The 25,375-nt window shown below is 43.0% G+C and carries 22 protein-coding genes and 1 riboswitch; of the genes, 14 read left to right on the top strand and 8 right to left on the bottom strand.

Going from position 1 to position 25,375, the window contains the following annotated elements:
- The first annotated feature begins 57 nt into the window (after positions 1–57).
- From B3014_RS02045 to B3014_RS02080, 8 genes are all read left to right on the top strand, one after another.
- Entirely contained in the window at positions 58–360 is a 303-nt protein-coding gene (locus B3014_RS02045; RefSeq protein ID WP_289244252.1) for a DUF1840 domain-containing protein, read from the top strand.
- A 180-nt stretch (positions 361–540) separates the two neighbouring features.
- The gene (locus tag B3014_RS02050; RefSeq protein ID WP_289244253.1) at positions 541–1,938 is read left to right on the top strand and encodes a PLP-dependent aminotransferase family protein; all 1,398 of its coding nucleotides are present in this window, start codon (positions 541–543) and stop codon (positions 1,936–1,938) included.
- A 51-nt stretch (positions 1,939–1,989) separates the two neighbouring features.
- Complete coding sequence (gene ccoG, locus B3014_RS02055; protein WP_289244254.1) at positions 1,990–3,408, top strand: cytochrome c oxidase accessory protein CcoG; 1,419 nt, start codon at positions 1,990–1,992, stop codon at positions 3,406–3,408.
- A 29-nt stretch (positions 3,409–3,437) separates the two neighbouring features.
- Positions 3,438–5,102, top strand: a complete 1,665-nt coding sequence (locus B3014_RS02060) for a nitrite/sulfite reductase (protein ID WP_289244255.1) — start codon at positions 3,438–3,440, stop codon at positions 5,100–5,102.
- Positions 5,102–5,623, top strand: a complete 522-nt coding sequence (locus tag B3014_RS02065; RefSeq protein WP_289244256.1) for a DUF934 domain-containing protein — start codon at positions 5,102–5,104, stop codon at positions 5,621–5,623. Before B3014_RS02060 ends, B3014_RS02065 begins: the two co-directional genes overlap by 1 nt.
- Positions 5,624–5,650: 27 nt before the next feature.
- Entirely contained in the window at positions 5,651–7,066 is a 1,416-nt protein-coding gene (ccoN, locus tag B3014_RS02070) for a cytochrome-c oxidase, cbb3-type subunit I (protein WP_289244257.1), read from the top strand.
- Positions 7,067–7,083: 17 nt separating this feature from the next.
- On the top strand, positions 7,084–7,272 hold the full coding sequence (locus B3014_RS02075; protein WP_289244258.1) for a hypothetical protein: 189 nt from the start codon (positions 7,084–7,086) through the stop codon (positions 7,270–7,272).
- A gap of 168 nt (positions 7,273–7,440) precedes the next feature.
- Positions 7,441–8,619, top strand: coding sequence for a YbfB/YjiJ family MFS transporter (locus tag B3014_RS02080; protein WP_289244259.1), 1,179 nt, complete (start codon positions 7,441–7,443; stop codon positions 8,617–8,619).
- Positions 8,620–8,867: 248 nt separating this feature from the next.
- Here B3014_RS02080 and B3014_RS02085 read toward each other — a convergent pair whose 3' ends face one another.
- Positions 8,868–9,752, bottom strand: a complete 885-nt coding sequence (locus B3014_RS02085; protein ID WP_289244260.1) for an AraC family transcriptional regulator — start codon at positions 9,750–9,752, stop codon at positions 8,868–8,870.
- A 52-nt stretch (positions 9,753–9,804) separates the two neighbouring features.
- Complete coding sequence (locus B3014_RS02090) at positions 9,805–10,851, bottom strand: NAD(P)-dependent alcohol dehydrogenase (protein ID WP_289244261.1); 1,047 nt, start codon at positions 10,849–10,851, stop codon at positions 9,805–9,807.
- Between the two features lie 512 nt (positions 10,852–11,363).
- On the opposite strand from B3014_RS02090, the gene B3014_RS02095 reads away from it, so the two are divergent.
- Positions 11,364–12,119, top strand: a complete 756-nt coding sequence (locus B3014_RS02095; protein ID WP_289286896.1) for an ADP-polyphosphate phosphotransferase — start codon at positions 11,364–11,366, stop codon at positions 12,117–12,119.
- A 229-nt stretch (positions 12,120–12,348) separates the two neighbouring features.
- On the opposite strand, the gene B3014_RS02100 is transcribed toward B3014_RS02095, so the two are convergent.
- From B3014_RS02100 to B3014_RS02125, 6 genes are read right to left on the bottom strand one after another with little or no spacing between them, the layout of a single operon-like run.
- Positions 12,349–14,325, bottom strand: coding sequence for a PhoX family protein (locus B3014_RS02100; protein WP_289244263.1), 1,977 nt, complete (start codon positions 14,323–14,325; stop codon positions 12,349–12,351).
- A gap of 16 nt (positions 14,326–14,341) precedes the next feature.
- The gene (locus B3014_RS02105) at positions 14,342–15,166 is read right to left on the bottom strand and encodes an energy transducer TonB (RefSeq protein ID WP_289244264.1); all 825 of its coding nucleotides are present in this window, start codon (positions 15,164–15,166) and stop codon (positions 14,342–14,344) included.
- Positions 15,159–15,608: a protein TolR gene (gene tolR / locus B3014_RS02110; protein ID WP_289244265.1), complete on the bottom strand. Its 450-nt coding sequence runs from the start codon at positions 15,606–15,608 to the stop codon at positions 15,159–15,161. The genes B3014_RS02105 and tolR overlap by 8 nt, the downstream gene beginning before the upstream one ends.
- A 7-nt stretch (positions 15,609–15,615) precedes the next feature.
- On the bottom strand, positions 15,616–16,317 hold the full coding sequence (gene tolQ, locus B3014_RS02115; protein ID WP_289244266.1) for a protein TolQ: 702 nt from the start codon (positions 16,315–16,317) through the stop codon (positions 15,616–15,618).
- A 10-nt stretch (positions 16,318–16,327) separates the two neighbouring features.
- Complete coding sequence (locus tag B3014_RS02120; protein WP_289244267.1) at positions 16,328–18,250, bottom strand: phytase; 1,923 nt, start codon at positions 18,248–18,250, stop codon at positions 16,328–16,330.
- Between the two features lie 28 nt (positions 18,251–18,278).
- Positions 18,279–20,780: a TonB-dependent receptor gene (locus tag B3014_RS02125; protein WP_289244268.1), complete on the bottom strand. Its 2,502-nt coding sequence runs from the start codon at positions 20,778–20,780 to the stop codon at positions 18,279–18,281.
- A 371-nt stretch (positions 20,781–21,151) separates the two neighbouring features.
- Between B3014_RS02125 and B3014_RS02130 the strand changes: the two genes are divergently transcribed.
- The 5 genes from B3014_RS02130 (at position 21,152) to B3014_RS02150 (ending at position 25,164) form a co-directional block, all read left to right on the top strand.
- Positions 21,152–22,066, top strand: coding sequence for a GGDEF domain-containing protein (locus B3014_RS02130; RefSeq protein ID WP_289244269.1), 915 nt, complete (start codon positions 21,152–21,154; stop codon positions 22,064–22,066).
- Between the two features lie 15 nt (positions 22,067–22,081).
- A complete protein-coding gene (locus B3014_RS02135; protein ID WP_289244270.1) occupies positions 22,082–23,101 on the top strand; it encodes an AraC family transcriptional regulator in 1,020 nt (339 codons plus the stop codon).
- A gap of 133 nt (positions 23,102–23,234) precedes the next feature.
- Complete coding sequence (locus B3014_RS02140; RefSeq protein ID WP_289244271.1) at positions 23,235–23,429, top strand: hypothetical protein; 195 nt, start codon at positions 23,235–23,237, stop codon at positions 23,427–23,429.
- 206 nt (positions 23,430–23,635) lie between these two features.
- Positions 23,636–24,784, top strand: a complete 1,149-nt coding sequence (locus tag B3014_RS02145; RefSeq protein ID WP_289244272.1) for a cysteine desulfurase family protein — start codon at positions 23,636–23,638, stop codon at positions 24,782–24,784.
- Between the two features lie 80 nt (positions 24,785–24,864).
- A complete protein-coding gene (locus B3014_RS02150; RefSeq protein ID WP_289244273.1) occupies positions 24,865–25,164 on the top strand; it encodes a hypothetical protein in 300 nt (99 codons plus the stop codon).
- 128 nt (positions 25,165–25,292) lie between these two features.
- A riboswitch (cyclic di-GMP riboswitch) is annotated at positions 25,293–25,374 on the top strand.
- Position 25,375: the final 1 nt, after the last annotated feature.

The raw sequence follows: 25,375 nt of genomic DNA on the forward strand, positions 1-25,375 counted from the left end.
CTTGATACCTGATTCAACGTATGATGTTTGTTCATATTTCTACTAGCAGGAGTCCTTATGATTGTTACATTTAAAACAAAAGCTTATGCTGATATCACCCTGTTTGGTAATGTGGCTGTTCATTTATTAAAACTGATGGGACATAGTGGAACTGTTCCAGGTGCTATCCAGGCAGAAGACGTTCATGACTATAAACAACGTCTAGAGCAAGCAGTGAACAATGCCAAATTAAGCGATGAAGACAATACTGAGAGTGAGGACGATGACAATCCTCCAGTGTCTATATCAAAACGTGCTCTGCCATTAATTGAATTGTTCGACGCAGCTGCAAAAGCCAATGCTGATATCATGTGGGAATAATGTTAAGCCCCAATTTTGCGCAAATAGACTTGTTATTCTTGTCTAAAACGTCCTGATTGTAGGTATATATAAAAATAATAATCCATACAAACACTTGTTTTGTATGTTTTTATTGCATACAAAATAAGTGAGGCATAGCATTTACTCCAAATTGTACGGTTAGCGTCAATGGAGAAAGCTATGTCCACCTGGTCAGCAAGAATAGATTCAAATGCTCGCGTTAAATACATCGGTATAGTTGATGCGATAGAAACAGACATCAAAAACCGTATTCTCAAACCGGGTGACAGATTACCCGCACAACGCCAAATGGCTGATGCACTCTCTGTCGATCTCACTACGGTAACAAGAGCCATTAATGAAGCAGCCAGAAGGGGATTAGTTGAAACCCAAAGAGGCAATGGCTGTTTTATTGCTCAAACCACTTTTTCTCATTACAACTCATCACAGCTTATTGAAGGTAAAACCCTGGATTTAAGCATGAACAACCCGCCTATACCTAATGAGCTGAATCTCGAGAAGAGCATTGCCGAAGCCATCAGCGAACTTAGTCTGTCAGGTATTTCTGCCTCACACCACCTGTGTTACCAGGAAACAGCTGGCCATCCGGATGACCGGCTTGCCGGCCAGCAATGGTTGTCACCGAAACTGACAGGGCTCAATAGCGATCAACTTCTGATTTCAAGCGGTGCTCACAGTGCTTTGTTTTGTTTATTAAGCTATCTCAAACGCAAAGGAGCAAAAACGATAGCCGCTCCTGAGTTTTCTTATCCTGGATTGAGAGCGATGGCAGATCAGTTGCAACTGGACGTCATCGGTATCAGCATGGATGAGCAGGGGATCATTCCAGAACAGTTTCAACTGCAATGCGAAAAACAATCAATCGATGTTTTATATGTTATTCCAAATATTGATAATCCCACCACGGCGACCTTGTCTGTAAAGCGAAGAGAGTCTTTAGCAGCGTTAGCAGATCAGTTCAACGTCACCATTATCGAAGACGATCCTTACTATCATTTTCTCGATGAGAAATTGCCGTCGCTATATAACCTTGCCAGACATCGCACTTGGCATGTTGCCACGATCTCTAAATGCCTTAGCCCATCGTTACGTGTTGCTTATATTGCATCACCGAATATTAATGATGCATTAGGTCTCACCGAAGAAATGCGAATCAGTCATTTAATGGCACCACCACTGATGACTGCCGTTGTCTCGCATTGGATAACACACCACAAAATCAATGAGATTACCCAGGCGATTAAGGCTGAAAATATCATAAGGCAATCATTAGCCAAGTCAATTTTCCAGCAAAGCGATGTATGGTCACATCCTGCTTCACCACACCTGTGGCTAAAGCTGCCTCATGGCTACAAAGCATTAGATTTTGCTGAACAAGCGAGCCGAATCGGCGTTTCTATTGTGCCTTCAACAGCATTTGTCATGTCTCGGAGCCATAGTCAGGCCGTACGCATTTCGCTTGGTGCCAGTAGTGATTTTGAGTCATTAAAACAAGGGTTAACCTTATTGTCGGATTTGTACCGGCCAGGCTTAATTCGTTCAAAAACCATCGTATAACTATGAAAAAACACCTCGTTTTCAGCATTTAGCCACAGAGGAGATCCTGTGATGAGCAAACTATCAGAAATACCTATTAAAGTTGAAGTTTATGATGCCTTATCCGACTGGGAGGTACATACAGGGGAAGGTGAGAATGTCGTTGCCAGGCGCATGAAAGGACGGTTTCGCACCTTAAAAAACTTTGGCATGTCGGTGTGGTTGATTTACTTTTTGGGGCCTTATCTACGTTGGGATGGTCATCAAGCTGTATTGCTGGACATTCCTGAGCAGCAATTTCATTTATTTGCTTTGACCCTATATCCACAAGATATATGGGTGTTGTCGTTAACACTGCTGTTCTTTGCCATATTGTTAGCGGCGGCAACCAGCATTGCAGGACGAGTCTTTTGTGGCTATTTTTGTTTCCAAACAGTCTGGACAGATATATTTACTTTTATTGAAGGGCAGTTTGAAGGAAAAACACCACAAAAACAGCGTAAGTTTAACAGTGAGCCTTGGACAGCATCTAAAGCCTTCAGAAAAGTCGGTAAGCACGGTGTTTGGTTAGCAATTGCCATACTGACAGGTATTACGTTTTCAGCCTGGTTTACAGATGCCTATCAATTGTGGGGTGATATCTTCTCTCTTCAAGCGCCCACGCCAGTCTGGGTGGCCATGGGTATCTTTACCTTTTTCACATATTGGTTCGCGGGGTTTATGCGTGAACAAGTGTGTTTTTGGTTGTGTCCCTATGCGCGTTTACAGGGTGTGATGTATGACCAGGAAACTGTATTACCTGCTTATGATGCGGTACGTGGGGAACCCAGAGGTAAGTTATCCCGTTCAGGTACACAAGATGCCAATAAAGGCTCATGTATCGACTGCAAACTCTGCGTGGCAGTGTGTCCGACGGGTATCGATATTCGTAAAGGTCAGCAAGAGGGCTGTATCACCTGTGGTTTATGTATCGATGCTTGTGACAGCATTATGGACAAAATCAATGAGCCCAGAGGCCTGATTCGTTACGCATCTCATAAAGAACTACATCAAGGTAAAGCTGAAGTTAGCCTATGGAAACGTCCGCGAGTGATTGTTTACAGTTTGATTATGGCTTTTTCAATTATGGGTGTGGGCTATGGCTTTACCCACTTTGAACCCACCGAGTTTAATGTGGTGCATGAGAGAAGACCGTTATATATCCAAATGAGTAACGGTGATATTCAAAATAAATACACCTTAAAGCTACTAAATAAAACAGATCAGCCACTCGTTGTGAACTATCACATTGAGGGTTTGCCATCAGCCAGTGTAGATGGTTTAGAACGGGGCATTACGATACAGCCAGGTAAAATCGTCCCTGTCACAGCCTTAGTAAGATTACCTTCGGATACGACCTCATCTGGCCTGCGTGAATTTCACTTTGTCGCCACGAGTGAGGGGAATTCAGCCATCAGTAACCGTTATAAAGCGGTGTTTATTGCCCCTTAATTTAGGTTAGATATCACAAAAGGTTAGTTATGTACCAGTATGATTCTTATGATAAAGCGCTCGTCTTAGAGCGTGTCAGACAATTCCGCGATCAAGTGAATAGATATATCAATGGCGAATTGTCTGATGAAGAGTTTATGCCGCTGAGATTACAGAATGGTTTGTACTTACAAAAGCATGCTTACATGCTACGCGTGGCGATTCCCTACGGCACTTTGTCTGCAAATCAACTACGCACACTCGCGGACATAGCCGATCAGTTTGATAAGGGGTATGGCCATTTCACTACGCGTCAAAACATTCAGTTCAACTGGATAACGCTAGAGCAAGTGCCAGATATCCTGCAGAAGCTGGCTGATGTGGAAATGCACGCTATTCAGACTTCAGGCAACTGTGTCAGAAATGTCACGACCGAAGCTTTTGCTGGAGTTTCAGCAGATGAAGTCGTTGATCCGCGTCCATATGCAGAAATTATTCGTCAGTGGTCGACGATTAATCCTGAATTTCTGTTTTTACCACGCAAATTTAAAATTGCTGTGTCTTCTTCAACCGAAGACCGTGCCGCAGTAAGAACACATGATATAGGTCTATATCTTTATCGTGATGCTGATGATGAGCAAATCAAAGTTAAAGTGATGGCCGGAGGTGGGCTAGGTCGTACACTCATCATCAGTGAATTATTAAAATCCGATCTGCCGTGGCAGGAAATGCTGACCTATCTGGAAGCTGTATTACGGGTATATAACCGTCATGGCCGACGTGATAATAAATATAAAGCCCGCATCAAGATTTTAGTAAAGAGTCTTGGCATAGAGGCTTTTGCTGCTGAAGTGGAAAAGGAATGGCAGAACCTGAAAGGGGGACCAGCTCAGTTAACGGAAGATGAGTTTCAGCGTGTTGCCAAACAATTTGGCATTGAATCTTATGTGACAACAGATAGCAAAGAATATGTAAACCTACTGAGCCAAAATAATGCCTTTGCCAATTGGATTAAACGTAATACACATGAACATAAACACCCAGATTATGCTTCAGTCGTGATTTCAACCAAACCCGGACCTGCAACCCCGCCAGGCGACGTAACATCTCATCAAATGCGTGCTGTTGCTGATATGGCTGAACAATATGGCTTTGCAGAAATTCGGGTCACCCATGAGCAGAATCTGGTATTACCTTCAATCAAAAAAGCCGAACTCTTTGTTTTATGGACTGCTCTTCAGTCAGAAAATCTCTCTGCACCCAATATCGGCCTGCTGACGGACATGATTACCTGCCCAGGTGCCGATTACTGCTCGCTGGCAAATGCAAAATCTATCCCCATTGCTGCGGCAATACAGCAACGCTTTTCAGATTTAGATTATCTACATGATATTGGCTCACTGAGTTTGAATATATCTGGATGCATGAATGCCTGTGCCCATCACCATATTGGAAATATTGGCATTTTGGGTGTCGATAAGAATGGTGTGGAGTGGTATCAAATTACCATTGGCGGTGATCAAGGCAAAAATGCACGTTTGGGCAAAGTCATTGGGCCATCATTTCTGGCGGATGATGTGCCCGATGTTATCGATACGCTTATCAATGTCTTTCTTCAATACAGAGAGCAGGATGAGAACTTCAGTGACACAGTTGATCGTATTGGGATACCACCTTTCAAAGAACGTGTTTATCAAACAGCGGAGATAAATTGATGAAAAACATTATTTGCCTTCGTGATACTGAGCAGCCACTGATTATCGAGCATGATAATTGGATTTTGATCAAAGAATTGGAAGATATCGATCAACATTCCCAGCATGAAAAACTGATCTTACCGTTTAGCGTGTGGGTCGAACCTATTGAACATGAGCCAGCCAACAGAGTAAAAGCCGTGTGGCTGCAGAATGATGCCGATATTTATACCTTATCGCCCTGGCTGGAACAGCTGGAGCTTATTGCACTCGATTTTCCTAAATTTACTGATGGTCGGGCCTATAGTCAGGCAGTAGAGTTACGAACACGACTGAAGTGGAAGGGAGAATTACGTGCGACAGGTGATGTATTACGAGATCAACTGAGCCATATGCATCGTTGTGGTTTCGATAGCTTTGCTATCAGGGAGGATAAAGATGTTTTTGATGCCATAAAAGGCATTTCTGGCATTAGTACGATGTACTCAGGTTCAGTGTTAAATCCAGAGCCTTTATTTAGACGACGCCAGGATATTCGCTGAATAGGGCAAAACACAGAGAGATATAAAATGGAAACAAAACCCTATAATTACAATATTGTGAAGTTTTTTACGATCATGGCGTGCATTTATCTGGTGATCGGCACTGGTGTAGGTGTATGGATCGCCTCTGAGCTTGCCTGGCCTGTTTTGAATTTTGATAATCCTTACCTGAGTTTTGGACGGCTGCGGCCTGTTCATACTAATACGGTGATTTTTGCCTTTGCCGGCAGCACATTAATGGCGACAGCCTATTATGTTGTTCAACGCACCTGCAGTGTCGCTTTATGGAGTAATAAACTGGCCTGGTTCACTTTCTGGGGCTGGAATGTTGTCATTATCGGCATGTTTATCACGCTGCCATTGGGTTATACCCAGTCAAAAGAATATGCTGAGATGGAGTGGCCTCTGGACGTATTAATCACAGTTGTCTGGTTGGCTTTTACTTTTAACTTTATTATGACTATCGCCATCCGTCGTATCTCACACATCTATGTGGCTAACTGGTTTTATCTGGCGATGATGATTGCGATTATTTATTTACATGTCGTCAATAGTCTGTCTATTCCAGTGGAACTATGGAAATCCTATTCTATTTTTGCGGGTGTTCAGGATGCGATGATTCAATGGTGGTGGGGTCACAATGCCGTTGGCTTTTTCCTGACAGCAGGCTTTCTTGCCATCATGTATTACTTTGTACCTAAACAGGCTAATCGTCCGATTTATTCTTATCGTTTGTCGGTTATTCATTTCTGGGCGTTGGTGTTTGGTTACGTCTGGTTAGGGGCTCACCATCTTCAATACACCGCGTTACCTGACTGGACTGGATCACTCGGTGCGGCTATTTCCCTTGCCATGATTATTCCTTCATGGGGTGGGGCGATTAACGGCATGTTTACCTTAAGTGGTGCCTGGGACAAACTGCGTACAGACTATATTTTACGGTTCCTGATTGTGTCATTGGCTTTTTATGCAATGTCGACATTTGAAGGCCCGGTTATGTCATCTAAAACGGTTAATGCCTTATCTCACTATACAGACTGGACGATTGGGCACGTTCATGCGGGAGCACTGGGTTGGGTTGCCATGGTATCTATCGGTGCTATCTATCATATGGTCGAAAAACTTTGGCGTGTGCCTTTGTATTCAACCAAACTGGTAAACACCCATTTCTGGATGGCGACCATCGGTACCGTTATCTACATCACGGCCATGTGGGTGTCAGGCATTATGCAAGGTTTGATGTGGCGTGCTTATGATGATTACGGCAATTTAGCGTATACCTTTGTGGAATCAGTCGCACAGATGCATCCTTATTATGCCATGCGTGCTGTGGGTGGTTTGGTCTTTTTCCTTGGCGCTGTTGTAATGCTGTTCAATGTGACCGTTACTATTCGACAAGCGGTGAAGCAAAACAACGCTGTTACTCAATCGGCAATGTCATAAGCTAAAAGGAGTACGAAATGAAATGGTTTATCAGTGAGTTTTTTGCGATGGATATCGCTGCAATGACCGCTTCAGATTGGCTGGCAACGATCATGAGTGTTCTATTAAGTGTGGCGATAGGTATAACGTATTACCGTGTTTTCCATCCCAGATATAAAGAATCACTCGAATCTCACCGGGATCACTTAATGCACGAAGATAGCTAGAACAGCCCAGCCCCACAAATCTAGTCGATTAGTTGACATAAATAAATTGGTCGGGTTGATATGATTTAGTGAATAACACTTTTTCCAAAGTATCTATTCTTTTTAATAAGTCATCACCACTTTATCAAGTGATACTATGCACGCTATTCATTCACTCTGATGATATACATGACACAGTTATCGATAGAATTACAGTTTCAACGAATAAAAGTGATTACAGCGGGTATCTGTGCAGTCATTCTAGCGGTGGGCATAGCACGATTTTCATATACACCGTTTCTTCCTTTAATGCTCAATCAGACAGACTTATCGCTGGTGAATAGTGGCTGGCTGGCGACATTTAACTATATTGGTTACTTGTTGGGTGTGGTATTAGTCTCGTTCACGAATAACCTTGCGTTTAAGTATCGTTTTTATCAGTGGTGTTTGGTGATTGCGGTGTTATCCACCATAGCCATGGGGATGACAACAGAATTGTATGGCTGGGTGATATTACGATTTATTGCGGGTATCAGTGGTACGGCTGGCGTCATATTGTCATCGGGATTTGTGCTCAGTTGGCTTAAACATCATCGATTTAAGCCAGAACTAGGTCTGCATTTTATGGGATTGGGTCTTGGCATTGCCATACCCGGTTCAGCAGTGGTGTTAATGAATCATTTTTTGCCATGGGATAGCCAATGGATTGTGATGGGGCTGTTTGGCATTCTCTTTTTTATTCCTGCCTGGTTCTGGATACCTCAGCCACAGCTGACGCAACATAAAACGAGCCAACCACTTATAGAGCCTCCCCGTAGCTGGATGATAAAGCTGATCCTGGCTTATGCCTGTGCCGGAGTAGGGTACGTTGTGAGTGCCACGTTTATTGTCGCGATACTTGAAGAAATGCCACAACTGAGCGGTAAGGGTGACTGGATATGGGTGATTCTTGGTCTTGCTGCAGCACCAGCCTGTTTCTTGTGGGATAAAGTGGCGAATAAGTTTGGAGAGTTAAACACTTTATTGCTGACCTATGCCTTACAGATGGTCGCAGTCATTATGCCGGTATTGTCTGATTCGCTGATCACTAACTTGATAGCAGCGGCCATATTTGGCGGTACATTCACTGGCATTGTGAGTCTGATGCTGACCTTTATTGGTCATAAATTCCCATTGAATCCGGCTAAAGCTATGGCCCGACTCACTATTTGTTATGGTACAGCACAGATCATTGCACCAGCAGCAGCCGGATATCTGGCCAGTTACTATGGTAATTATCACGTGGCATTGTGGGCAACGGGGTTAGTCATGCTGGTTGGCATGGGATTCCTGATAGCGGTAAAACAAGACAAGTTTACTCGTGTTTAGTCCGTCAGAAGTATCCAAGCAAGCCTGATTTTCCGGCTCTGATTATGTGTGTTAATTCATATTAATAACAAACACATATTGTGACTTTGGCAAACTTTAACTACACTCAGGCTTTCGCGATGGAAAGCACTCACAAAAGTACATTCAATTTTTTACTATAAATTTATGTCGTCCACTTGTGAGTGTTTTCCACCCTTTATGCTTACCCACAAACTCATTCATAAACTAAGCTAACAACACTTTAAGCTTTAGACGACCATTGATTGGAGCTGAATATCTTTACTCGGTGGTTGGCCAAAAAAACGACTGTATTCCCGGCTAAATTGTGACACACTGGAATAGCCTACATGCATACACGCCGTACTCACATCCATCATTTTCGACAGCATTAGATGTTTCGCTTCATAAAGACGTAACTCTTTTTGAAACTGCAACGGACTCATTGACGTTATCGCTTTAAAGTGATGATGAAACGATGAAATGCTCATATTGACCCGTTCAGCCAGCTCATCAACTTTCATTGGTTCAGAAAAATGCTCACGTAGCCAGGAAATCGCTGCAGAGACTTTTTGTAAATGGGAATCTGTAGTTGCAATCTGTACCACCAGTTTGCCGATATGGCTTTGTAACAAACGAATATAAATTTCTTCCATGACTAAAGGCACTAGTAGAGCTGATTGCTCATTTTGTGCCGATAAGCCAATCAATCGCGTTACGGCTTCAACAATGTAAGGACAAGCTTGTCCAATAAAAATAGGTTTGCTTGCAGTCGTTTTTGGTAGACCGTACGGAAAAACTTTTAATGCCGTTTCAGCCAGTTTTTGCTGATCAATATCGATGATAAGACACAAATAAGGTTCATCCTTACTGGCCTGAATAATCCTCGAAGAGACCGGCACTTCAGTTGAGTAAACAGCCATTCTGGAATCGTCATACTCATATACATCACTTCCGATAATGGCACGTTTTGCACCTTGAGCAATAATGCAAATACCGGGCTGGCTATTACCCCGTACAGCGACCTCGTCAATGTGTGATACGCGAAAAACACGGACACCTGTAATCGGCAAATCAAACAGGCCATCGTTTGGAGCATAGCGACTTAGCAGTTCAGCCAAAGGTTTTGTATTCATATGAGTTGTCAGAAAATGGAAAGGGCAGCCAGAAACTGACTGCCCGAATAAGCTAAGCGTCTAATGATGCCATATCTATGACAAAGCGGTATCTCACGTCAGAACGTTCCATGCGATCAAATGCTGTATTAATTTCATCCATTTTGATCATTTCACATTCTGGCAAAATATTCATTCGACCACAGAAATCCAGCATTTCCTGTGTTTCTTTAATACCACCAATTAATGAGCCGGCAATACGACGACGGCCGAAAACCATGGGTGCTGTATTGGGTCCTTCAATTGGCCCAATCTGACCGACCATAACCAGTGTCGCGTCATTATCTAATAAAGGAATGTATGGATTCAGATCATGGCTGACGGGAACAGTATCAATAATGACATCAAAACCAGAAGCTGCGGCAGCCATGGCGTCTTCATCTTTTGATACCAGAAAGTTATGCGCACCTAGTTCTCTGGCATCGACTTCCTTTTTAGGTGACGTACTAATCACCGTCACATCTGCCCCTAAACCTACGGCAATTTTAATGGCCATATGACCCAAACCACCCATGCCAACTACGCCAACACGACTGCCTGGACCGACATTCCATTCTCTTAGAGGAGAATAGGTGGTAATTCCGGCACATAATAGAGGCGCTGCTTTAGCCAAATCCAGATTTTCAGGCAGTCGTAATACAAACTCTTCTCGTACAACGATGTGTTTGGCGTAACCACCTTGCGTCATTTCGTTGCTAATGCGATCAGGTGAGCCATAGGTCAGTGTGAACGTATTACGGCAATACTGCTCATGATCATTATGACATTCATCGCATTCCAGGCAACTATCCACCATACAGCCGACAGCCACGTTGTCACCGATATTATATTTAGTGACATTTTTACCAATTGCAGTAACACGACCGACTATTTCATGACCGGGCACAACGGGATAAGAAGAGCCACCCCAATCATTTCTGGCGACGTGCAAGTCAGAGTGACAAACGCCACAATAAAGAATTTCCATTGCTACATCATTATCACGCAATTCTCTTCGTTCAAAATGGAATGGAGCAAGAGGGGTATCTGAAGAATGAGCGGCATAACCAACAGTTTTCATAGATGAAACTCCCGTGAGTAAAAGATTTAAAGGTGAGAATACTATAGGAGGAAAAACAATATGAGACTTGCCTGATTCTACAGCCTTTATGTGTATTACTACACGATTATGATGATTTTTCTCGTATATCAATAGTGACTTAACCTCAGTCAGAACGTTCCATCTATGTCTTGTTAAGTACCTATATCACGCCATCATTTTTAGTAATCAGAACCCGTGGAGGCACATGAGCATGTTTTGCCATTAGAAGCCGGGTAACTTAAGCTTGGATGGTGAATATATTGTTAGGGTGAAGAGCGCTATCGCGATATGAGACAAGTTAGTGTTCTGGACGATATGGTCATGTTATTAGATCACATCAATTATCAGAGGGAGCACGTTTTACACAAACGTTATCAGTAGTCGAGATTAGAGAATTTTGATACAGCGTTGTCTGATATTATTCAAAGTCAGGAAGTTTTACGATACCGAGGCTAACAAATAACAAGGGTTCTAATCGGGGGATAGCGACAATGAAAATAGAGAGCGACACATTTCGAGTTCATGCGGGAGATAAGGTGAACTTGAAAAAATGGCCTACTGACATTAATGCTATCTATGACTCTAAAAAAGACTACAAAAAACAATTAAAATCACATGTGACGCAGTTAAGTGAATTACAACGGCGACTTTATGCCTCCAACCGTTATTCCGTATTAATCATCTTTCAAGCGATGGACTCAGCCGGTAAAGATGGCACCATTCGTCATATTATGTCAGGTATTAATCCCCAGGGCTGCCAGGTTTTCAGCTTTAAGCATCCCAGCTATTCAGAGCTGCAACATGATTTTTTATGGCGCACTAACCAATGTTTACCTGAACGTGGCCGTATCGGCATATTTAACCGTTCCTATTATGAAGAGGTATTAGTGGTTCGCGTCCATCCTGAGATCCTGCATAGTCAAAACCTGCCCGATAAATTGCTGAAAGATGAGGCGATATGGCAACAGCGCTACAACTCCATTAATGATTTGGAAAATCATTTATTCCAAAACGGCACGCGGGTAATTAAGTTTTTCTTGCACTTGTCTAAAGAAGAACAGCGTAAGCGTTTTATTGCACGGATCGACAAGCCAGAAAAAAATTGGAAGTTCACCTCAGCCGATATGAATGAACGAGGCTATTGGGATGAGTATATGACGGCTTATGAAAAATGTTTAACTGAGACCAGTAGTGAGAAAGCGCCTTGGTATGTGATTCCGGCAGACGATAAAAAAATGCACGGTTAATTACCTCGCAAATCATTCTTGATACGTTTGAATCATTAAAAATGGAATATCCGCAAGTCAGTAATGAACACCGCGCTGAGTTACAAGCCTGTAAAAAACAATTGTTAAAAGAGAAATAAGGCCATTAGCTGTTTTTAACAAATGACACTAAAGGAGCGGCTAAGACAGAGAGTAGGCATGATAGGCTATTCAAAACCTATCATGCTAAAAGTATCTTTTTATTCAGTCGCTATGTACCAATTACACCGCCATCGTTTTTAGTGATTAGCACAGTTGTTGAGCGTGGGCGTGTTTGTCCATCAGAAGCAGGATAGCTTATGCCCGGATGTTGAATATTCACCCACATGGCTTTGTAATCAGGGCTCCAGGTAATCCCGGTCAATTCACAGCCTCTCGGGCCAACCAAAAAGCGTTTGATTTCTTGTGTTTGTGGATTAGCACATAAGACTTGGTTACAGCCCATATTAGCCATCACCGGATCGTCATCATCGTAGTCCGTCATAATCCATAAACGTCCATCACGATCAAAACCTAAGCCATCAGGCGATGAAAAAATATCCCCTTGAATATTACCGACTAAATGATCGGGTATCTTGTTGCCATTGGCGTCTGTAGAGCCCGGTTTTTCACCAGCCAATACAAATAATGACCAGTTAAATGCGGTTGCTGCCGGATCAGCTTGATCTTCCATGATTTTAATAATTTGGCCATGACGGTTATCGGGACGAGGGTTAGCCGCATTGATCTCAAATGCTTTACCTCGTTTATAGTTATTGGTTAAGGAGATATAAACATCCAGATTGTGTGGGTTCACTGTTGCCCACTCAGGTCTGTCCATTGGCGTTGCACCTAATATATCAGCTGCTGCACGGGCATTAACCAGCACTTCGGCCTGACTGAGGAAGCCATTTTCAGCGGTTAATCCTTCATTGCCATGAATTAATGGTAACCAACGTCCTGTGCCATCGTCATTAAACCGACCAACATAGAGTGTGCCTTCATCCAGTAGGTCGCGATTCTTGTGCATATCCGCTTTATCAAAACGTTGTGAAGGCACAAATTTATACACATATTCACCACGAGTATCATCGCCAGAATAGAAGGCCAGTTGGCCATTGTCAGCCATAGCTGGTGCGACACATTCGCGACAGAAACGTCCAAATGCCGTGCGTTTTACAGGTTTACTCTGTGGATCAAAGGGATCAATTTCCACCACCCAGCCAAAACGATTAGGTTCATTCACATAGCCTTGATGGGGTAAAGCGTCATTTGGCGTAGCGTCGAATCGCGCATCAATCGTGCTCCAGCCATAATAGTTATCTTCTTTACCTGTCGAGATGCCATAACGTTTATGTGAAACACGTGACTGATAATCCTTTTTGTCATGATTTACAAAATAGTTATGCCAGTTTTCTTCACATGCCAAATAAGTACCCCAAGGCGTGAAACCATTCGAACAATTATTTAAAGTGCCAATAATTTCCATCGCACTTGGATCAGAAGCCGTTTTAAATAAGGCATGACCCGCTAAAGGGCCGCTGACCTTCATTGGCGTTAATGTTGATATACGACGGTTATATAGGGAAGGGTAGACGCGTTGCCATTCACCGAGACTATCTTTTTTGACTTCGATAACACTGACGCCATGCGCCGCTTGTTCTTTTTTAACATCATCAAGCAAGCGTTTGTCTTGGACATCATAGCTCAGTCCGTTTTGGTGAAGTGTTGGGTTAATGTATTCATGGTTGATGACCATCAAGCCACGATTATTATCGTTGGGGAAGGCAAAGAAATGCATGCCATCGTGATTGTCACCCGCCTGCTTTAGCTGTTCCTGCCAGGTATTACTGGCATCGGCTTTCCATTTTGTTGCGCCTGTTTCAACAGGATCACCCCAAGAAAAGAAAGCCTTGGCCTGATAACCCTCTGATACTACAACCTGATCGAATAAGGCATCGGTGCGTGGCTGAATGGCTTGAAAACCAATATAAGGCACGGGAGGGTGAGCATGATCGCCAGCGAAGGCCAAACGACTGGAAAGGTTCAGCCCTAGAAAACCTAAAGCAGCCGCATTTAAACTGCCTCTTAATACATCACGTCGTGACATCGCGATTGAATTCAGGCTTTTCTCTTCAGAGTGATTAATAACCTCATCATCGTATGACGCCAGACGTTGATGAAAATCAGATGATGTTGGGTGTGTCATATGCGTTTATCTTCCATTAGTGAATACGGTATTCAAAAGTATTACGGACATCGGGCACTTTTACGGCTTTGCCATTGACCATGCGTGGCGTATAACGAAAAGTCTTAGCGGCGGCTAATGATGGCCGTTTGAATAAGGGATGGCAATCATTCATCACCTCAGGCGATTCAACCTGTCCTTGAGTGTTAACGGTATAACGAACCGTGCAATCACCTTCCAACCCTTTTCGTAAAGCGCCTCTTGGATAATCGGGTGTCTGTTTTTCTATCGGTTTATAGTGTTCTACAGAAAATGTGTCAGTTTCTACCTTATTCGTACTTATTTGTGTTTTTTGAGGTGAATTCGTACTTGTATTGGTGGCGACCACGGGTTTGTTCGTCGGAGGTTTTATTGGCTTTTCTTGAGTCAGCGGTTTACTCACCGGTTTCTCAGGCTTTTTCTCAACGGGTTTTATGACCTTCTCAACCTTCTTTTGCACTGGCTTTTTCGGCATAACTTTCTTTACCGGTTTTTCAACACGTTTGAATGCAAGATCATTTTCTACCACCGCCTTTTTAACGGGGGGCTCTGGCTTAATAACAGGCTCAGGCTCGATGGGCGGTGGCGTCTTTTCAATCACTTTTTCTTCAATGACCTTTTTCTGTTTCGGCAGTTCAAACATTTGAATATTGACTGTTTTTACCGCTGGCGCCATCTGGACTGCAGGCGTCCATGAGTGAAGCAATAAAGCGGCTATGGCTAAATGAAACACCGCCACTTCCACTAAAGCAGATTTGTTGAGTTTGGACGCAGAAAATGGTTCACTCAAGTAATTGTGTTGACGCATTGCTAATTCAGGCATCTGGTGACTCCGTAATCAGACCTACATCAGCAATGCCCACTTTTTGTAGCGCAGCGATGGCTTTTACTACGGAAGCATAGTCTGTGCTTTTATCACCACGGATAAAAAATAATAACGCCTCGTGTTGTTGTTTGATTTGTTCTATTTTCTCGACCATGTCATCTAAACTGACTGCCTGATCCGAACGAGATTGAATATCGACTTCAGGGCCGACATTCCAGTAGTAACTCCCATCAGACACGACGGATAAGGTCAGAATCGTCTTTTGACTGTCTGTCGGCAGCGCTTCAGATGCGATTTTAGGTAACTCCAGTTTGACACCTTGTACCAAAAGGGGAGCCGTCACCATAAAAATGACCAACAACACAAGCATCACGTCGATATAAGGCACCACATTCATTTCTGCCTTTAAGGCATGTTTAGCAACTGGTTTTCTTAGCATGACAACCTCACGCTGCCTTGGCTAGAGGCGCACGATGCATCACACGCTGTAAACGTGTGATGAACTCATTACCAAAATGATAATAAAGTGTACTTATAGCACCAGCGCGTTTACTCAGCTGGTTATAGGCGATAACCGCTGGAATAGCTGCAAACAAGCCGATAGCGGTAGCAATAAGGGCTTCAGCAATGCCCGGTGCTACGGTATTTAGTGTCGCTTGTTCTACCTGAGATAAGCCAATAAACGAGTTCATAATTCCCCAGACAGTACCGAATAAACCGATATAGGGACTGACTGAACCAATGGTTGCTAAGACAGAAAGTCCTTTTTCCAACTCAGCTTCCTGCTCACCAATATTGACCAACATGGCTCGTTCAATATTTTCCACTTTTTCATCTTGCGCCATGGTGCCGATATGTTGATATTTTTCATACTCTTGCCAGCCAGTCTGAAAAATCGCAGGAATGGCTTTATGTAAAGTCACATCCGTTTTGGCTGCTGGCAACGTGGTCATATCAGTTGTTTGTCTGAATAGTTGCTGAAACTGTTTATTTTGTTTCTCCAAACGACTGAGTACATTTGAACGCCAAAGAATCAGATACCAGCTCACCATCGATGCCAATACCAGAATTAACATGACGATTTTGACTAATATACTGGCATCACTTACCAGCCCCCAAATGGTCATTTCATGCATTGCTGTTTCCATGATTGACTCCTTATTTACTGATGTCTGTCAGGCCAAGCTGATCAGCAATGGCTGACCATGGCACATATTTGAAGTTCTGGTTTGCCCGAGGCATACGGTTACGACCATCTTGCACAACCAACATGCCTTGTTGCCATGGTTGGCCAAGGTTGATGCTAGTCACATCAAGGCCGTCTGTTTCCGATACGCCATCAATGCCTGCAGCCGTATTAAAACCAATACGAAACACACCACGGTAGGCAAAAGGAGGCAGGGCATCCAAAATCACATAACTGTTATTACCTTGACTGGATATCACTAAAAAGTTCTGCTGTTGTGTCTGATACAAACTGATGCCTTCAATATCTTCTTTGAGGTGCTCTCCAACTGGCATGACCTGTGTCATCACAGTCGGTTCATTAGCTCTGGCATCCAATGTCCAGACCGCTCTGTTTTCTTCACCAATAAATAGTCGATCGTGTTTATCATCTGCTACACAGCCTTCAGGTTGAGTAGCCACTCTAAACTCACGTACTAGTTCACCAGCGATATTGCCTTGCTTATCCTGCATCAGATATTGAAAAAAACGACCATCTTTATCATTAACAATGGTATAGATATCACCTTGTTTATTTTTATACATACACAGACCATAAATATCCTGTGCACGGGTAGTCACTTCACCTATTTCGCTGACTTTTCTGCTGTCGAGATCGATGGCAAATACATGAAGTGAGTTGTTATCTCGGTTGCTGGCAATCGCTAAATCAACTTGTTTACCGTTGAAGTGAAAGCCGTGACGAACATCGACATTGTTGAGTCTCCCCACTGCTAAAAAGGACTGTGTTTTACCATCTAGGTCGTAGACGCCCAGACCACCTTGCTTATCTGTACCCAATATCAGACTTTGTTCAGGATCTCGTTGATTCACCCAGATAGCAGGATCATCGGCGGCATCACCTAAACTGGGTACAGGGTCTGTTTGTTTTAAAGGTGTAACAAGTGGTATCGCTTCTGGTGACGACGTCTTTTTATGTGGCCAAGGCAGAGTATAAGAAGCCGTGCCCATATCGTGTTTGATAATAATATCTAACTTTTCGCCATCCATTCTGGCACTGATGGCTTCAGGTTCGATCAACTGCTTTAATGGAAAGCTTGTCTCAAGCTGCCATTGTTCTTGATGTTCTACATAAACAGATAAGCTAGATGATTCAGCATCAAGGACTAATAAACCACCTGGCACAATTGCCATACCTGCAGCGCTGTCTTTTAATTGGCCAAATGGCTCAACAAGCGCAACAGGATAGCGGCTGAGGTCGGCCTCAGGATGAGCATCATAAGCCCATATACCAACGCTTTCTTCGTTAATATAGAAACGTGAAAGAGCATCATCAACCTGGCAGTATTCACTTTCTGGTGGCGTGCTTATGTGGCGAATTAATTGAGGGAGAGCAATGGGAGAGGAGGCATCAGCCACCAGCCATTGCTCTCCTTGTCCCTGCTCACCAACCAGAAACAAGAACCCATTTTGTGCCTCATCTTGATATAAACAGACACTTTCAATTTTAAAATCAGGTTGCGGGAGATAGGTGCTAGCAACCCAATCTCGTGAAGTGTTATCAAACAATGCCACCATGGCCTGCTGTCTATCCAGATCAACGCTTGCCAATAACAGGCCTTGCTTTACCTGACGATGGTCAACGCTACCAAAGTTACCTTTAAGCAGGCTCATGGTTTTGCCATCTACAGATTCAAGTGCAATGCCTTTCTGTGAATAAGCAACAAGACGGTCAGCATGATTTATGACTGTTTTGTTAAGCAGTTGTGTTGACTCAATATGGCGGTTATGTTGATGATCAACTGTGTGTAGTGTCTTATCAGCCAATGCTGATAGCGGTAAAAAGGCCATCAGGCACGAGGCTAATAAGGTCGGTTTTAGTAGTAATTTATTCATGTTATATATCTATATATTTCAATATGTTTTAGAAGTTAGTTAATGTGAAACCAAGTTTAATGCTTGGCCCATATTCTTCATATTGAGCGTTGTAAGCACTGCTGCCGGTATAGACGTAATACTCTTCATCAGTAAGGTTTTTTGCTTCCAAAGTAATCTGAGCATTTTTGGTTACAAAGTAGCTGGTGCTAAAGTCGAGGAAGAGCTGTGAGTCGACATATTGATCATGTTCTTTATCATCAATACCTGCGACTTCTGATAGATAAGAAGACTTGTAGTTAGCCGATAAACGCATGCTGAGTTTGTCGTTTTCCCAACCAACCATCAGGTTGGCGACTTGATTGGATTGACCTGGTAAATCGATATCACGTTTTTGTCCTAAACCTTCGATTTCAGCATCGGATTGACTGAATGTGGCATTTGCCCCCAGTAACAAGCCATTCCAAGGGGCGGGCAGCCAACTCAGCTTTTGTGTATAGGCCAGCTCAAGACCATAGACTTTTGCTGTATCACCGTTATCAAAAGTTTCTGCCTGATCAAAGGCTGTAAACATACCTGTACCACCGAGGTCAGTGTTATAGACAAAATCAGAGATATCTTTATAGAACACATACGCCGACACCGCGCCCGCTCGTCCCATGTAATGTTCGATACCTAAGTCCAGATTTTTTGATGTCATCGGATCTAAATCAGGATTACCAAAGCTTGCTTCATCACCATCAATGGCAAAGCCTGGGGCTAAGGCTTCAAATGTTGGGCGGACAACACTATTGGTCCATGCGGCACGAACCTGAGTTTTATCGTCCAGGTAATAACGCAAATGTAAGCCTGGTAACCAGTTGTGGTAGCTGTTTTTGCTGGAGATAGCTTCAAAATTACCATCTCTGATACCTGTACCTTTTGCTTTAAACTCTGTTCCCTCATAACGAAGGCCGGCGATAATTGTCCAGTCGTCGAGGTCTAAGGTATTCATGACATAGGCAGCGTTAATATCTTCATTCATCACAAAGTCATTAATTTGTGACTCTTCTGTATCCACATTGCCTGCTTTATCTAGCCGACCGATAAGACGCTCTAATGCCGAGCTACTAATACCTTGACCATATCGGTTTAGACTGTAATCCACATTACCCGCACTATAGGCAGCAAGACTGGTATCGTTGGTACCAAAGTCTTCAAAAGCCCAGGCATCAAGTTCGTTATCTTTTTCACGGCGTGATAATTTACCGCCAAATTTCAATTGCGAAGCGTAACCTTGAATGTCAAAGTCTCTGGCAAGATCAATTTTGATATTCTTTTCGGTATCGGTGGTTTTTTGTTCTTCCCATTCCACTTCATCAAGTTCAAAGCTGGCTGGATCGTAATAATCTGATCCGGCATTTAATCTCGGTTTTGAGGTGCCGCTGTAGCTGACATTATCGAAATCACCAACAAACTTGGCACCGGCAATATGGCCTGGCGTGTCTTCACTGGCACGGCTATATCCAATCTGACCATCAATCTTCCATAAACCGATAGTTTTCTCACCACCGAATACATAAGACTGAATTTCTTGGGTCTCTTCACGATCTTTTAATTCACGGAAGCCTTCAGCGTCATCGCCTGATTCATTTGGGAGAAGGGGATCATCAAATTCAATACCAGCCGCGTTACGGGTTTCCGTATCTGTAAAACGACTGAATAAAGTACGCAGGTAGTAACTGGTATTGACGTCGGCTTTGTAATCAAAATTCACCCCTAAACCCAGACGCTCACGTGAAATGTCATAGTCACGTTGTTCCAGTTCCTCGAGACGTGGTTGACTACCATCGAAATCCCAGGCACCACCAGTTTCAACATTATCTGAACCAAAGTCCCGTTTTTGCCAACTCAAGGCAGCGGCCACACCAAAGTTATCGACGCCATCACCAATACTGAAAACATTACTGACTGCGCCTGAACCTTTAGGGCTGGTTTGGTCAGTATTATCGTCAAAACTACCTTCCGTTGAGAGCGTATAAAACAGGCCATCATGATCAAAGGCTGACAGACTTCTGACATTGATAGTGCCGCCCAGCGAGTTCGCATCCATATCAGGGGTTAATGTTTTTACCACTGAAAGAGATTGCACCAACTCACTCGGCAAAACATCCAGTGCTACAGCCCGGGTATCACTCTCAGGTGAGGGCACATTAGTACCATTGATTGTAACGGCATTCAGTTCAGGAGCCAGCCCACGAACGGTAACAAAACGTCCTTCACCCTGATCGTTTGCCACAGACACACCCGGTAAACGTTGTAACGCTTCAGCAGCGTTGTCATCTGGTAACTGGCCAATGCCATCCGCATGCACCACACTCTCAATACTGTTTGAGTTGCGTTGTTCAGTGAGTGCTTTGTCAATCTGTACTGCCTGTCCAATCACGCGAACAGTTTCCAGATTGAGATCATCCTCAGCGTGGACGCCATTACTTATAAAGCTACTTATCCCAAGAGCAATCAGACTTAACTTAAAACTGGGTCGCTCTAACATCAGGTTTGTCTTTTTCATAAATATCCTTGTCGTCATAGTGGTTCGATGGCGGCAAGTGTAGGTAGGCTAAATGACAGTTAGATGACAGAAAAATTTAAAATCATTTAAAAACAATAAGATAGATTAATGGTGGCCGCATATTTGAGCTGAAATGACCATGACGAAGTGAAAAATATTGAGTTGGAAACAAGCATATCCCACCTAGCTTAATTCTTTAAAAACAACGTCATATGACTATTTGGTGCACGGTTTAAACATAAAAAAATGATGAAATAGTCATTTTTTTGTGAGCTAAATTGACTGCATGTGATGTCACAACACTGTCATTTTTTTAGCGTAGTGTCGCCAACATTCAATTTTTCTAGCTGATATTTAGTGCACTTAAATCAATGAAAAAACGACCGTTTTTACAGACTTCTTATTTTTATGGCTTGGCGACAGCCATTGTTTCCGGGACCCTCATTTTACGAGCATGGGGTGATGTAAAGCCGATAACCGAGGTGAACTGGTTGGATGTTATGTCAGAGGGCGGCATGGTGATCCTAGCCTTTTTCTGGTTGGCCTTATTACTGCGGAGTCGACCTGCAGGCAGAGTAACGCGGCTGTTGGCATTTGGTTTATGCGCCATTGTTTTTTCCTGGTCGATGGACTTTATGGATGAGTTCATTCGTATGCCATCAACCTTAATCTGGCACAACTGGCTTGAAAGTATGCCGATACCGATTGCCTTAATATTATTAAGTATTGGTATCTATCATTGGCATCAGGAAGAAATTGCTATCAGTGCTCAAATGGTAAAACGTGAACGGTATTTTCGCGAGCACCGTTTGTTTGACAAGCTTATGCCTGTTGGCGGCGGCGCTTATTTAAAAAAACAGCTCAAGCTATCCTTGGCAGAGAGTAAAAAACAGCAACAACCATTGGCGCTCATCGCGATTGATCTTGATGATTTCAATGTGATTAATCGCTTGTATGGCATAAAAGAGGGCGATCACATCCTCCAGCTGGTCTGTCAGCTATTACTGTTAAACCTGCGTGATAAGGATTTGATCTGTCGCTTGGCTGGCGACCGTTTCGTTATCATCTTACATGACACCGATGAGGCTGAAGCAAAACAGCTGAGTCATGATCTGCAACATGCGGTAGCCAGTTTTGCTTACCGTACACAGGAATCACAGCAGCGTGTCTATTTAACAGCGACGACCGCCATTACCATGGCAAAAAGGGATGATTCTGATTCGTTAATTAAACGATTAAATCAACTTCTTAGCCAGCGTAAACAAACAGCTGCACCTGCCATCTGAACCATGGCAAAGCTGGTGAAAACGCTGGGATATGAGCTAGATACACCCTGTATCACACCTCATTATCAGCCCGCTGTATTAGTCGAATTGGCACTGTCACGTGATGTGTCTGAGTATCATCTACTGAAAGGAACGCGTTTACAGCTTGGTGATTTTGAGCAGGCTGAAGAGCGCATTAGTCCTGACCAATATCTGACGTTAATCAAAAACTGTCAGAAACTAGCGGATGCTGATGATATAAGCTTTTTATATGGTCAGCGTTTATTTCCTGGATTTTATGGTTCTGTGAGTCAAGCTTTACAGCAAGCGAGTAACTTACGTCAGGCAATAATGATTCTTTGTGAATATCATGCCATTTTGTCGCCACTATTCACGCCCCGATATTATGAAAATGACGATGAGCTATTTTTGTATTGGGTTGACAGTACAGGAAGCATAGAACAACACAGATTTATTATTGAGTCTTACATGTCCGCTTTTGTGTCGATGGTGGCGTGGTTAGCTGGTGAAAAAATGCCTTGGCAGTTTGAATTTAGCTACGATGAACCTGAATACGTTGAACAATATTGGGTCAACTTTGGACAAGATATTTGCTTTAATCAACAGATGAACCGAATACGGCTACCCAGATACTGTTTGGATACACCTTGGCCGAATGCATCTAAGTTTGGCATGCAGGGCGCCTTAAAAGAGAGTGACAAGCAACTATCTGAAGAATACAGCCCGTATAGTTTTCTTGATCAAATATACAGCCACCTTCAGTCACATATAGACGAACCGCCTAATTTGGATAAAGTGTCATTTTCATTTGGTCTCAGCCCAGCATCCATGAAACGAAAGCTCAAAAAGCATCAAACCAGCTTTCAACAACAATTAGACTTGGTCAGAAAACATACCGCTATTTATTTGTATGAGGTTAGGCAGATGAATAGCCAGGAAATAGCCGAGTACCTCTGTTTTAATGACATGAATAATTTTCGACGAGCCTTTAAGCGCTGGACGGGAAGTTCGCCATATCACTTGTTTGCACAATAAATAATCAAGAAACAGTTAGTTTTTTGATACGTCGCATCAAATCGCTTAATTCTGTTCAGCATAAATTCAGCCTGGTGAGGCTATAACTGAACTGTAGCTAAGTATTAGCTCAGTCAAATTAAGGAGTCATCCTATGAACAGATTAAATACCTTTCTCTCTATCAGTGCCCTAAGTATAGCTAGCTCAGCCTCTGTTGCCGTCGCCGATAACAAAGGCTTTGAGTCAAAAAAACTAGATAGTGTTACCAGTTCGAGTCTTATTGATAGCCAAGAGCAAACAAGGAATCACACAGATATCAATAAGCACCAAGAAATAACAAAAAAATAAATTGCTAATGATGAATCTACTAACTGTTACCGATTTCACTCCTCATCGGTAACAGTTTTTTTTTGCCTTTTATTCTTGTTTATATATTTACACTAAACGCCATAAACACTATTTTAAATAGCCAATAAGCCGCTTTTCTCGCTATCCTATACAGCCAATCTATATCAATCCTTCGATTTTATTGACATCGAAAAGTGGAGCAGGAAATGCAAATCGGTAGTTCAATTTACCTCGACTATCAGGCGACCACGCCGATAGAACCTCGCGTTGTTAGCGCGATGGCACCGTACAATAATGAGATTTTTGCTAATCCACATTCCACGGCCCATGTGCTTGGTCAGCAATCTGCGGCAGCGGTTGAGACTGCGCGTAGCACCATTGAAAAGTGCATTAATGCCTCAAGTGAAGAGGTCATTTTTACGTCGGGTGCGACTGAGTCGAACAATCAGGCGATTGCCAGTGTGTTATTTGGCAATACTACTGAACGTCGTGACATTCTTATCAGTGAAATTGAACACAAATGTATTAAAAATGCCGCCTATTTTTATGCCGCAAAACTAGGTTACAAAGTCAAAGAAATTCCAGTCGATAACACCGGGCTGATTAATGTAGACGCTTATCAATCATTATTGTCTGATCAGACATTGTTGGTCTGCATTATGGCGGTCAATAATGAAATTGGCACTATTCAGGATGTCAAAACCTTTGCTGAAATGGCACACTCGGCAGGCGCTCTGTTTCATTGTGATGCGGCTCAAGCACCGGAAGCGATGGATATTGACGTGAAAGACTGGAATGTCGATATGCTGAGTTTGTCTGCACATAAAGTGTATGGCCCAAAAGGTATTGGCGCGATATTTATCAAAAATGATCTGCAGGCCGAGTTACCACCATTTATTCAGGGAGGAGGGCAACAGTTTGGTATGCGTTCAGGCACCCTGGCCACGCCTCTCTGTGTTGGTTTTGCTGAAGCGATGCGTATCACAAAACAAGAAGCAAAAACTCACCGCGAACAATTAACGCATTTGAAACGTTTGTTTCTACAGCAACTGCAAGCGACGCATATTCCATTTAAATTAAATGGCACACAAAGTCATTGTCATCCCGGCAATATCAATGTGCAATTCATCGGTTGTGATGCGAATAAGCTATTAGAAAAACTCCAGCCGAATGTCTGTGCTTCTACAGGCTCTGCCTGTAACAGTGAAATGGTCTTGCTTTCACATGTATTAAAAGCGATTGGGTTGACGGATGAAGAAGCAGGATCATCCTTACGCATCAGTCTGGGACGTTTTTCAGATGAACAACAAATAACAAAGGCCATCGACTATATAAAAGCGGCTATCGAAAAATAATTCCGATTTTTTATTGTGATAACCATTTGTTAACTTTGACCGGCGTAATCTAAAAATCCCAACCAATACAAGAGGGATTAATGATGAAAACAGCACTTTTTTCAGTATTAGCCGCGATGGCAATGAGCACAGTGACATTCGCTGAACCAGCATCAACTGACGATATGGCTAAACATGATAAAAAAGGATATTTCGCTCATATCGACAGCAACGGTGATGGTGTTATTACAAAAGAGGAAGCCACAGCGGCAGCATTAAAACGCTTCGAAAAAATGGATACTAATGCTGATGGCAAGGTGACCAAGGAAGAAGCCGCAGCGGCCCATAAAAAACATAAGGGTGATAAACGCCCATCCTGCAAAGATAAGAAAGAAAGTTAATTTCTCTTATCACACCATATTTAGAAGGGAGTCAGTGACTCCCTTTTTTATTGCTTATTTATTTTTCTCACAAAATCATACTTTTGGCTGATAGTCGCTATAACCCCATTTCATTATGATCGGCGTGTTATTTAATCGGCCAAACTTGGTGTGAATCAGGGACGGAAAGCCACAGGCCTTGTTGTTTAACAAGGTGGCTGGGTTGCACAAA

The organism is Methylophaga sp. UBA678 (assembly GCF_002299105.1).
GTDB lineage: Bacteria > Pseudomonadota > Gammaproteobacteria > Nitrosococcales > Methylophagaceae > Methylophaga > Methylophaga marina.